Source organism: Streptomyces sp. NPDC003456, from assembly GCF_042878735.1.
Taxonomy (GTDB): Bacteria; Actinomycetota; Actinomycetes; order Streptomycetales; family Streptomycetaceae; genus Streptomyces.
In genome coordinates this window covers 748,429-759,410 of sequence record NZ_JBIAOK010000002.1, presented here as the reverse complement: position 1 = coordinate 759,410, position 10,982 = coordinate 748,429, and the positions used below count along the sequence as shown (strand labels likewise).

The 10,982-nt window shown below is 71.7% G+C and carries 11 protein-coding genes; 2 read left to right on the top strand and 9 right to left on the bottom strand.

Annotated features, from left to right (window positions below; all coding sequences use genetic code 11):
- Nucleotides 1–7 precede the first annotated feature (7 nt).
- The 5 genes from amiA to ACFYWG_RS09140 all read right to left on the bottom strand — a co-directional run bounded on the left by amiA (nucleotide 8) and on the right by ACFYWG_RS09140 (nucleotide 4,156).
- A complete protein-coding gene (amiA, locus tag ACFYWG_RS09160; RefSeq protein ID WP_244310224.1) occupies nucleotides 8–121 on the bottom strand; it encodes a streptamidine family RiPP in 114 nt (37 codons plus the stop codon).
- A 57-nt stretch (nucleotides 122–178) separates the two neighbouring features.
- On the bottom strand, nucleotides 179–1,000 hold the full coding sequence (locus ACFYWG_RS09155; RefSeq protein ID WP_389200231.1) for an ABC transporter ATP-binding protein: 822 nt from the start codon (nucleotides 998–1,000) through the stop codon (nucleotides 179–181).
- 20 nt (nucleotides 1,001–1,020) lie between these two features.
- The gene (locus ACFYWG_RS09150) at nucleotides 1,021–2,028 is read right to left on the bottom strand and encodes a FecCD family ABC transporter permease (protein WP_389200229.1); all 1,008 of its coding nucleotides are present in this window, start codon (nucleotides 2,026–2,028) and stop codon (nucleotides 1,021–1,023) included.
- Nucleotides 2,025–3,071 carry a FecCD family ABC transporter permease gene (locus ACFYWG_RS09145; protein ID WP_389200754.1) on the bottom strand — a complete coding sequence of 349 codons (1,047 nt, stop codon included), beginning with the start codon at nucleotides 3,069–3,071 and terminating at the stop codon, nucleotides 2,025–2,027. The genes ACFYWG_RS09150 and ACFYWG_RS09145 overlap by 4 nt, the downstream gene beginning before the upstream one ends.
- 107 nt (nucleotides 3,072–3,178) lie before the next feature.
- The gene (locus ACFYWG_RS09140) at nucleotides 3,179–4,156 is read right to left on the bottom strand and encodes an ABC transporter substrate-binding protein (protein WP_389200227.1); all 978 of its coding nucleotides are present in this window, start codon (nucleotides 4,154–4,156) and stop codon (nucleotides 3,179–3,181) included.
- Between the two features lie 46 nt (nucleotides 4,157–4,202).
- On the opposite strand from ACFYWG_RS09140, the gene ACFYWG_RS09135 reads away from it, so the two are divergent.
- The gene (locus ACFYWG_RS09135; protein WP_383506374.1) at nucleotides 4,203–5,441 is read left to right on the top strand and encodes a hypothetical protein; all 1,239 of its coding nucleotides are present in this window, start codon (nucleotides 4,203–4,205) and stop codon (nucleotides 5,439–5,441) included.
- A 140-nt stretch (nucleotides 5,442–5,581) separates the two neighbouring features.
- Here ACFYWG_RS09135 and ACFYWG_RS09130 read toward each other — a convergent pair whose 3' ends face one another.
- Nucleotides 5,582–6,838 (bottom strand): cation:proton antiporter, encoded by a 1,257-nt coding sequence (locus ACFYWG_RS09130; RefSeq protein ID WP_383506372.1) that lies wholly within the window; start codon nucleotides 6,836–6,838, stop codon nucleotides 5,582–5,584.
- Between the two features lie 260 nt (nucleotides 6,839–7,098).
- Here ACFYWG_RS09130 and ACFYWG_RS09125 point away from each other — a divergent pair, with 260 nt between their 5' ends.
- Nucleotides 7,099–7,614 carry a hypothetical protein gene (locus ACFYWG_RS09125; protein ID WP_383506369.1) on the top strand — a complete coding sequence of 172 codons (516 nt, stop codon included), beginning with the start codon at nucleotides 7,099–7,101 and terminating at the stop codon, nucleotides 7,612–7,614.
- Between the two features lie 92 nt (nucleotides 7,615–7,706).
- On the opposite strand, the gene ACFYWG_RS09120 is transcribed toward ACFYWG_RS09125, so the two are convergent.
- The 3 genes from ACFYWG_RS09120 to ACFYWG_RS09110 all read right to left on the bottom strand — a co-directional run bounded on the left by ACFYWG_RS09120 (nucleotide 7,707) and on the right by ACFYWG_RS09110 (nucleotide 10,976).
- Nucleotides 7,707–8,687 carry a BtrH N-terminal domain-containing protein gene (locus ACFYWG_RS09120; protein WP_383506366.1) on the bottom strand — a complete coding sequence of 327 codons (981 nt, stop codon included), beginning with the start codon at nucleotides 8,685–8,687 and terminating at the stop codon, nucleotides 7,707–7,709.
- A 99-nt stretch (nucleotides 8,688–8,786) separates the two neighbouring features.
- A complete protein-coding gene (locus ACFYWG_RS09115) occupies nucleotides 8,787–10,565 on the bottom strand; it encodes a carbamoyltransferase (protein ID WP_389200223.1) in 1,779 nt (592 codons plus the stop codon).
- A 15-nt stretch (nucleotides 10,566–10,580) separates the two neighbouring features.
- Nucleotides 10,581–10,976: a pentapeptide repeat-containing protein gene (locus ACFYWG_RS09110; RefSeq protein WP_376327163.1), complete on the bottom strand. Its 396-nt coding sequence runs from the start codon at nucleotides 10,974–10,976 to the stop codon at nucleotides 10,581–10,583.
- Nucleotides 10,977–10,982: the final 6 nt, after the last annotated feature.

Genomic DNA, 10,982 nt, shown 5'->3' with positions numbered 1-10,982 from the left:
CCCTCGCTTACTCCTCGGTGTCCTCGAAGGGGTTCTCGACGAGCGCGTTGGAGTGGGAGGCCGAGTCGTGGGCCAGCTGGCCCGGGTCCACGATCGGGGCGAAGACCTGCTCGTTGTCCATGAACTCTCCTTCATGTCAGGGAGGTACGGCGTTCGGTCGAGCGCCGTGGGTCACACGCTAATGAATCTGATTTTCATATTCAAGGGTTCGGATGGGGTGATCCGGATAACACACGGGCCACCCCCCTTCGGGGTCCTCGCCGACACGGCCGGCCACGTTCAGCACATCGGCCAGCAACCCCGGCGTGACGACCCGCTTCGGCGTGCCGTCGGCCACCACCAGGCCGTCGCGCAGCGCGACGATCCGTTCGGCGAACCGGGCCGCGTGTGCCAGGTCGTGGAGCACCGTCACCACCGTGAGCCCGCGCTCCTCGCGCAGACGCACCACGGTCTGCAGCACGTCGAGTTGGTGGTGCAGGTCCAGATAGGTGGTCGGCTCGTCGAGCAGCAGGACCCGGGTGTCCTGGGCGAGCGCCATCGCGAGCCGCACCCGCTGCCGCTCGCCTCCCGACAGCGCGTCGACGTCGCGGTCGGCCCACTGCTCCACCCCGACGTCGCGCAGCGCACGCCGTACGACGGGGTCGTCGCCCTCGCGCAGCATGCCCAGCGGTCCGCGCGCCGCGTACCGCCCCTGCCGGACCAGATGACGGACCGTCATACCCGGTACGGCGGGGGCGGACTGGTGCAGCAGCGCCACCCGGCGTGCCGTGGCCCGTCTGGAGAGCGCGGCCAGATCGTCGCCGCCGAGCCGGACGCGCCCGCGGTCCGGACGCAGCAGTCCGGCGGCGAGCCGCAGCAGGGTCGACTTGCCGCAGCCGTTCAGGCCGATGAGAGCGGTCAGTTCGCCCGGCCGGACGGTCAGGTCGACGCCCCTCAGCACGGGCTGTCCGGGGTAGCCGAAGTGGACCGACTCGACGTGGATCCCCAGGGGTTCGGTCATGCTCTGTCCTCGATTCGACGTCAGAACGTACGGCTCGGCGTGCGGCGCACGACGACCAGCAGCAGTGCGGCGCCGAGGCAGGCGGTGAGCGCACCGACGGGCAGCGTGAGCCGTCCGGAGCCCAGCCCTTGGGCGAGCAGGCGCGAGGACAGCTGCGCCGCGGCGTCCGCTCCGCACACCACGAGGGCCCCTGCCAGGGCCGCGCCGGGAAGGCTCTTGCGCAGATCGGCCCCGAAGAGCGCCACGGCCAGGTGCGGAACGAGCAGCCCGACGAAGCCGAGGGCGCCCACAGCGGCCACCGCGCCGGCCGTCAGCGCGACCGCGCACAGGAGAGCCAGGGTGCGGGCCCGGCGAGCGGCGAGCCCGGCGGCGAGGGCGATGTCGTCGCCGCAGCGCAGCAGGGTCAGCGGACCGGCCAGCAGCCAGGCCGCCGTTCCCCAGGCGAGCGCCCACGGCCACAGCAGGTGCCAGTGCTGCCACACCCGGCCCTCGGTGGTGCCCACCAGCCACTGCACCACGCTGCCGAGTTCGCCCGGCTCCACGAGCAGCACCATGGCGGTCAGCCCGCCGAGCACCGCCGACACCAGCACCCCGTGCACCGCGGTCTGCGCCGGGTCCCCGCGGCCGCGCCCGGCGAGCAGCCACAGCAGGGCCGCACCGGCGCACCCGCCCGCGCAGGCCGCGATCACCACGGCCAGCGGCGAGTCCCAACCGGCCAGACCCAGTGCCGTGGCGGTGACCGCCCCGAGGACCGCGCCCGGCGTCACGCCGGTCACCTCGGGACCGGCGAGCGGGTTGCGCAGCGCGGACTGCAGGACCAGCCCCGCCACGGCCAGGCACGCGCCCGCACCGAGGGACACCAGCAGTCTGGGCAGGCGCAGTCGGAGGAGGATGTGGCGCTCCGTCGGGTCACCGCCGCCGTTCAGGACGTCCCAGGCCGCGGCCGGGGACATGCCCCGCCCGGCCACCAGTTCCACGCCGGCGCACAGGACGGCCAGTGCCGCGAGCGCCGTGAACCGCCGGGTCATCGTGGAGTCTCCGTCCGGGCGTCGCGGGACGGGGGCGCGGCCCCCGGCGGGTGGGGTACGGCCGTCCGGGATCGCCGGAGCGCCGCGCTCGCGGGGGTCTGGCGTCTGCGGCCTCCCGACCGCATGAGGGCCACCCCGGCCGGCACTCCGAGCAGGGCCGTCCAGGCGCCGGCCGGCGTCTCCACGGGCGCCAGGGCCAGCCGCGCGGGGACATCGGCGACCGTCACGACGGCGCCGCCCCAGGCGGCGGACCAGGGAAGCCAGCGGACGGCGCCCGCGCCGGGGGCGAACCAGCGGGCCAGGTGCGGCGCGAGGAACCCCACCCAGGCGACGGGCCCGCACACGGCCGTCACCGGGGCGATGAGCACGACGGCGATGCCGAGCGCGGCGAGGCGCGCCCGGTGGGCGCGCACCCCCAGCGCCTCGGCGTCCTCGTCGCCCAGCCGCATCACCGACAGCACCGGCGCGCACAGGACGAGGGCGGGCACGGCGACGAGCAGCCACGGCCACAGCCCCTCGACGTCGTCCCAGGTCCGGGCGGACAGGGAGCCGAGGAGATAGCGATAGATGAGCTGGAGGTCGAGCTGGTCGGCCATGACCATCAGGACGAGCAACGCGGCCTGCAACGCGGCGGCGACCGCTGCCCCGGTCAGCAGTACGGCGGACGGGCTGCGGCCCAACCCGGCGGCGAGCAGGGTCAGTCCGCCGCCGAGCGCGGCACCGCCGATGGCCAGTAAGGGCTGGACGGCGGCGGGCAGGGACAGGGCCAGCACCAGGGGCGCGGCCACGCCGAGCGCCGCCCCGGACGACACTCCCAGCATCTCCGGCACCGCCAGGTGATTGCGCAGCGCCTCCTGGAGGACCAGTCCGGCCGCCCCCAGGCAGGCACCGGCCACGAGCGCCAGCACGAGGCGGGGCAGGCGGAGTTGGGTGACGACGATCCCGGCGAGGCTGCCGTCCCCGTCCAGCACCGCGCCGATCAGCCGGTGCACGGGCACGTAGGGAGTGCCCAGACTGAGCGCGCAGACCGAGGAGAGCGCCAGCAGGACGGCGACCGGGAGCGACTGCCGGCCGTGCGCGCCGCGCGACGGACGCCGCCCGCCCGCCGCGGACCGGCCGGCCGCGGCGGGAGGCGTGAGGGGGGACCGCCTCACCGCAGCGCGGCCGTGGCCTCGTCGAGGACGATGCCCAGCGAGCGGGTGCCTCGTCCCTTGGCCCACACCTCCGGGTTCACCTCGTGGACGTCGCCGTTGCGCACAGCGGGGATCTTGCCCCAGAGGGGGTTCGCGGCCAGCTTCCCGGAGAGCTTGCCGTCGCTTCCGCCGAAGCTCATCGTCTCGACGAACAGCACGTCGACGCCTTGAGCCAGGATCTCCTCCAGGCTGTAACTGCCCTCGACGCCACGGGACTTCCACGGGTACCGGGCGATCCTGGGGAACAGGCTGGCGGCCACGTCGGTCTCCGGGGTGGCGACGCCGAAGTTCTCGTCGCTGCCGTAGATGATGAGCGCGGTCTTGCCGCTGGGCGCCTTCTCGGCGGCGGCGAGCTTGGTGCGGAAGGTCTTCTCGGCCTTCTCGCCCTGCGACGTGCGGCCGGTCAGCGCCGCCGCGTCGCGCAGGTAGCCGACGCTGTCCTGCCAGGTCTCGGGCTGCATGGACCAGAAGGTGGTGGCGCCCTTCAGGGCCGGGGCGAGCTTGCCGTGGGTATCGCCCAGCCCGATGACGAGGTCGGGCTTGTGGGCGAGGATCGCCTCCACCTCGGGGGCGATGAAGCCGCCGGGGATGACGTCGACCTTCCGGGCCTTCTTCTCCCCGAGGAAGCGGGGGTGGGACAGCAGGGCGCTGTTGGTGGCGGTCGGGACGATGCCCAGTTCGGTCAGGATGTCGTCGCACAGCGCGAACAGGCAGACGATGCGCTCGGGTTGCCCGGACAGGGAGACCTTCGCACCCTTCGTGTCGGTCAACTCGGTGGTCGCCTTGATGGGTTCGACGGTGACCTCGGTCCTCGCCGCGGGCTTGGCCCGGTCGCTCGCGGTCTCGCCGGACGGCGAACCGCAGCCGGCCAGAACGGAACCGGCCAGCGCGGCGGCGATCCAGGTGCGGACGAATCTCGACGGTGAGCGCAGCATCGATGCCCTCGCTTCTTCTCAGGTGCTGGGAACGCACCGAAGATACATGATAATCGTTTTCATCAACTCGACTTCCGGAGGACCCGTGCCCGCCGACACACCCGTCCTGCTCGTCTCCGACCACATGGAGGGATCCGTCCACGTGCTGACCGTGCCGGACGGCACCGTCGTCGGACGTCTCACCGGACGCCACCTCTCCGAACACGCCGGCTTCCTGGCCCTGCCGGGCGGACGGGTGGCGTGCGTCGACGACCGCCGAGGGGAACTGCTCGTGCTCGACCCGTACGGGGAGGAACTGGTGGAACGCTCCGTCCCGGTCGCCGTGCCGGCCGAACACCTCGCGTGCGACCCGGAGGGCCGCCGGGTGGCGGTGACCACCGGCCTGGGCAGGAACAGCGAAGCCTGGTCGGACCTCCTCACCGTCGTCGACCTGGCGACCGGAGAGGCCGCCCGGGTGCGCACGCGGACCGGCGAGCCGGGCGTGACGGTACTGGGCGGCGGGGATCCCCTGGTCGTGCTGCGGCACCGGGAACCCGGCGCGCTGGCGGTGCACCGGTTCGCCGACCTGCTCGCGGCTCCGCCCGGCTGTCCCGCGGTGCCGCCCCTCGCACTCCTGCCCCTCCCGGACGACGGGCACGGGGACGCCCATGTGCCGCGCACGTCCCACGTGTTCGCGGCCACCGGCGAGGGGGTGCACCGGGCCGGGAGGGCGGGTGACACCCTCGCCGCCGAGGCGGTCGTCCCTTGGGACGCGCCCGCCCGCGGCTGGTACCTGCGGCTCGACACGCGGCGGCCGGCCCTGTGGAGCACACTGCGCGGGGGTGATCCGGACCCGCGGTGCTGGCCCGGGTGGACCAACCAGGCATGGCGCCACGACCTGGGGACGGGCCGCACACACCGCACGGACCTCGGCAGCGGACTGGTCTTCCGGCTGGCCTTCGCCCGCAGCCGTACCGCGTTCACGCGCATCCACCCCGACGGCGACGAACTGCTCCTCGTCGACTCCCGGGATGCCGTTCACCGCGTCCCCCTGCCCGCGATGGAGGGTGCTCCCCGCCGGGGCGGCACACCCTGGGAGGGGGTGCAGCGCCGGGCGGTGGCGGCATCGCCGGACGCCGACTGGGTCGCGGTCAGCCGCGGCGGCCACGGCGAGGTGCACCTCGTCGATGCGCTGACGGGCCAGGAGGCCGCGCGCTCGCGTCTGAGCACACCGCTGCACCACGGCGGCCACATGACGCTGCGGACCCGGACCGACGGCGCCGAGGGCGACCCCGTGGGCCGGTGACTTCCGGACCCGCCTCCCGTCACCCCGTGTCCCGCCTGCGGCGCTGCCCGTCGCGGACCGCAGGCGATCCGGGACGCAGACCGCAGGCGGTGCGGGACGCGGACGGCGCGCGACGCGGGCGGTGCGGGACGCGGTTCCGGCTAAGCGGCGTGAATGCCACGCAGCCGGTCCAGGCGGGCGATGACCGGCCCCGCGGTGACGCCGTGCAGCACCACGGAGAGCAGCACGGTGAACACGACCACCGCCCACAGCTCCCGCTGCGGGACACCGAAGCCGTGCTGGCCCAGGCCGTAGGCGAGGTAGTAGAGCGAGCCGATGCCCCGCACCCCGTACGCCGCGACGACCCAGCGCTCCTTCCTGCCCAGCGGTGCCCGCAGCAGTCCGAGCCACCCGGACAGCGGACGGACGATCAGCAGCACGGCGACCCCGGCGACCGCGCCCTGCCAGGTCAGCGCGGACAGGCCGCCCGACGCGATGAAGGCGCCCAGCACGAACAGCACCGCGGCGGTGAGCAGTCGCTCCACCTGCTCCATGAAGTCGTGCAGGACGTTGTGGTAGCCGTGGGCCCGCTCGGCGGCCCGGACGGCGCAGGCGGTGACGAACACCGCGAGAAAGCCGTAACCGCCGGCCAGTTCGGTCAGCCCGAAGGACAGGAAGGTGGCGCCCAGCGCGACGAAGCCCTCCCGGTGCTGGGACAACCGCAGCGACCTCGACCGCGCCCGGAAGAACAGCCAGCCGAGCAGCCGGCCCACCACGAGCCCTCCCAGCACACCGACGACACACTTGTAGGCCACGTCCTGGGCGGCCCACGAACCGATCCACCCGGTCGACCAGCCGGTGCCCGCGACGGCGGCCAGACCGATGGCGGCGTACGTCAGCGGGAAGGCGAGACCGTCGTTCAGCCCCGCCTCGCTGGTCAGGGCGAACCGGACCTCGTCCTCGTCGTGCTCGTCGTCCGTGGGCTCCCCCACCCGCACTTCCGACGCGAGCACCGGGTCGGTCGGCGAGAGGACCGCGCCGAGCAGGAGCGCCGCGGCCGGCGGCCAGTCCAGCAACCACCACGCCAGGCCCGCGGTGATCAGGAAGGTCAACGGCATGGTGATGCCCAGCAGCCGCCAGGTCACCCGCCAGCGGCGCCACCCCACGGGCCGGTTCAGCGCCAGCCCCGCGCCCATCAGCGAGATGATGACGACCACTTCGGTGACGTGCTCGGTCATCATCCGGTCCGCCACCGGGTCGATCGCGGGCAGCGGCAGGGGCAGCAGATAGATGCCGAAGCCGCACAGCAGGAAGAACAACGGCAGGGACAGCGGCCGTCCCGCCAGGACCCGGGGCAGCACCGACGCGAGCAAGGCGCCCACTCCGAGCGAAGCGAAGACCGCGTCGGGATTCGTCACGTGTCCGCCACCCTTCTCCTCACGTGCCACCCGGCGCGGTGGCCACCCACCGGTACCCCACGTCACGTGTGTCATGAACGGAGATGGGCTGCGGAATCAAGATCGTGTGCACACGCCTGGACGCGCAGGCCGCGGCGCGCCGAGGAGGGCATTCCGTTTTGTCCTCTGGCGGACGCGCGTAGACCGCGTGCATCATCGGTCTGCACCGCCTGCACAGCCGCCCCGCACGAAGCATGGCCCACCGCAGGAAGGTCTCCCCCATGAAGGCATTCCCCGCCCCGAAGCTCCGTTCCCTGCTGACCGCTCTGGCGCTCGTCGTCGCACCCGGCGCGGCCGTCGTCGGCACCGCCGGCGAGGCGTTCGCCGTCACCAAGATCAGTCACGCCACCGCGACCTCGATGTTCCGTGAGGTCGGCATCACCTGGTCGTCGTCCGGAAACTGCTCGAACCGCAACAACGCCACCTGTACGTCCTTCGAGCAGCTCAACCTCGCCTCGGCCCAGGGCGCGCAGACCCTGAAGCGGGCCAGCGGCTGCGCCCTGAACATCACGGGCGGCACCGAGACCGGGCACGCCTCCGGCACCTACTCGCACTGGAACGGCTACAAGCTGGACTTCAGCAAGTACACCTGCCTCGGCAGCTACATCAAGAACACCTTCACCTACATCGGTGTGCGCGGTGACGGTGCTCCGCAGTGGCGCTCGGGCTCGGGCAACATCTACGCCGACGAGGGCAACCACTGGGACGTCACGTACTACAACTGCGGTGGCTGCTAGCGCCGCTGCGTGTCGCGCGGACACTTCCTCCGGCGGCCGGCACGGTCCGGGCGCCGGAGGAGCCGCGGCGGCGGGCCGTCCCGGCCCCGTTCTCAGCCGGACAGCTCCAGCAGGCGTTCCATCAGCCGCTGCTCCTTGTCCGCCGCCTCATGGACGATCTTGGAGGCGCTGTGGAGCGCTTCGCGGGACGACGATGCGCCCGCCTCGCCGACCAGGGCGGCCACCTCGGTCCACTTCTTCGACACCTCACGATAGGCGTCCGCGGTTTCCTGGTACTCGTCGATTCCGGTGATTCCGGCGGTCTCCGAGAGGAATTCCGCCCACATTTTGCGGAACAGTCCTCCGCCCGTTCCGGCGTCCTCCATGATCGTGGCGATTTCGGCGAGGCCCTCGGCGGGTGATTCCAGGTCGTCCAGCCACTGGGGCATGAGATCGGCGACTTTGTGCATGCCCTTGTGGCCGAAATTGGAGATCGGTGGATTCAGAAAGGTCTCGGCCGCCGTCCTGATTCCTTTGCGGGCCGCTTTCCCGAGATCGGGCAGTCCCGCCTTCGGGAGGTCCAGGGTGAAGGCGCGGTTGCGGGAACTCATCGGGCCGCCCGGATTCCGTGCGGCCGCCAGGGAGTCGCCGGACGCCCATTGCAGGCCGAGCGGCCGGGTCTCGACCAGGGCGAACCGGCCCTCGTCGTCGGTCCCGACGCAGGCGACGTAGTGGGCCGCGAAGCGGAAGTCGTCGGTGGAGTAGTCGAGGCAGTAGCGGTCGAGCTTCAGTCCGACGACGGTGCCGGATCCGAGCTCGGCCAGCAGATGATCCCTGGCCCGCTTCTCGGAGGACGTCTCGTGCACGGACAGCCGCAGTTTCAGCGCCTGCGCGAGGTTCTCCGTCAGGGTGTCGGGCTTGATGCGGCCGCCGACGAACGGCGTCGGCATCTGCTTCGTCCGCCAGTAGATGAACGACAGGCCGCCGGCGAGCCCGAAGACGAACGGCTCCGACACATCGACTTCCCGCTGCCGCAGCAAATTCACGAGTGTGGTCGACTCGCAATGCTGACCGACGTACGGTTCTGCTGCCAAGAGGGCCACCTGTCCACATCTCCCTTCCGTCGCGTAGAGGGTAGCGCAGCCCGCGAAAGTTCGATTGCGGATGCAGGTATCGGGGAGGCGTTCGCCTGCTCACATGCGGGACACCAGGTGGTTGCCGAGGAACAGGTGATCCATTTCCGTTTTGAGGAAGCAGGACAGGGCGTCCACGGGCGAGCAGACGATGGGTTCGCCGGCGACGTTGAACGAGGTGTTGATCAGGCAGGGAATTCCGGTCAGTTCCTTGAACTCCCGCAGGAGCCGCGCGAGCAGGGGGTTGCTCTGCTCGGTGACCGTCTGGATCCGCGACGTGGCGTCGACGTGGCAGGCGCCCTGGATCTTCTCCTGGTACTCGGGCCGCACCGGGACCACGAAGGTCATGTAGGGCGACGACGTCTTCTTGCCGAGTTCGAAGACCTCCGGCGCGAGGTGCTCCAGGACGACGGGGGCGAAGGGCCGGAACTGCTCGCGGTGCTTGATGCGCTCGTTGATGATGTCCTTGATGTCGGGGAACCCGGGGTTGGCCAGGATGCTGCGGTTGCCCAGGGCGCGCGGCCCGTACTCCATCCGGCCCTGGAACCATCCGATGACGCACCGGTCCCGCATCAGGGCCGCCGCCTCCCGCGGCAGGTCGGCGGGGTCCAGTTCCCGCCACACGACCCGGTCGGCGAACTGCCGGAGCGCCGCCCGTATCTCCGCGTCGTCGTAGCTGGGGCCCAGGTAGGGCGAGGTGCTGATCCTCGGGGGTGTGCCGGCCTGCGCGCCGGCGCACAGTGCGGCTCCGATGGCCACGCCGACGTCGCTCGCGCCGAAGCTGACATCCATCTCGGTGAAACGCGAACGCTCCAGCAGCTTGCTGTTGTTGACGCAGTTGAGGGCCAGCCCGCCCTCGAAGATCACGCGGGGCAGGTCGCTGCGGGCCTCGAGCGTGCGGAACTGCCCGGCGGTCACCGTCTCGAGCATGTGCTGCGCCGCGCACGCCACACGGACCCGGTAGCCGAACTCCTCACGGGTGTGCTCGTCCCCGCCGAAGATGCGGTCGAAGAGTTCGTAGTAGGCGGGTACGGCGTTCGCCGGGAAGGGGATCCGGTACGTGCCGTCGGGGCGCGTCTCCACCACGTGCTCGAGGAACGGGTTGGGCTCGGGGGGCGCGCCGTAGCCGGCCAGGCCCATCACCTTGTACTCGTCGTTGTTCGGCACGAATCCGAGGTAGCGCGTCACCACGGAGAAGAGCATGGCCAGCGAGTGCCGCGAGTCGACGGTCATGTCGTCGAAGATCTTCACCTCGCCGTCCCGCACCTCCCCCATGATCGCGGACAGCCACTCGGCGCGGCCGTCGCTGACCAGGAAGGCCGCGTCCCCGCCGCCCGACAGGTGGTATCCCGTCATCAGGTGGGCGAGGTGGTGCGGCACCCGGACGAGCCTGTCCGGGTCGAGGCGGTGGCCGGTGTGCTCCTCGAAGTCGGTCAGGGTCGCGGTTTCGCTGAACATCGCCGCGTGCGTCTCCGCCAGGCGCTGCAGACGCGCGAACTTCTGCTCGGCGGACGCCGCGGGGTCCTCGGTGATCTCGGCGATCATCTTGTTCAGCACGTCCTCGGAGAACTGCCAGGAGAACGCGAAGGTGTCGACGTCGTCGAACGACATGCCGGCCGAGTCCAGGCACCAGCGGATCGCGTTGACCGGGAAGCTCGACGTCTTCTTCTCGCGGTTGAGCCGTTCCTCCTCCACTGCCGCGACCAGTTCGCCGTCGACGAGGAGGGCGGCTGCGGAGTCGTGTCCGTACAGCAGATGGCGGTCGATGCCGGTGGCGCGAAAGAGGCGTCCGAAGATTTCCGCAGACCTGCCGAACCCGTTGTAGCCCAGAACGATCATGAGGAGCTCCTTTCGCTATGGCCAGATCGTGAGGTAGTCCGAGATGACGGCGGACCGCCGGAAGTCCGGGTCGAGGACGGCGCCGGTGAGATCGGCGCCGCTGAGGTCCGCGCCGTCCAGGTTGGCGCCGACCAGGCGGCAGCCGTTCAGCTCGGCCAGGATGAGGTACGCCTCGCACAGGTCGGCGCCCTCGAGGTTCGCGCCCCTCAGATCCGCGGAGATCAGGTACGACTCGGACAGCACCGCGTCGGTGAGGTCCGCGTCGGCGAGTTCGGCGCGCTGCAGATCGGCTCCGCGCAGCTCCGCCTTGCGCAGATCGGGCCGGAAGGCGCCCTGCGCACGGCACCGGCGGGCGTGCTCGTTCCAGTGCCGGGGCCCCTGGAGCAGGATGGTCTCGTCCTCGGTGGGCATGGTGGT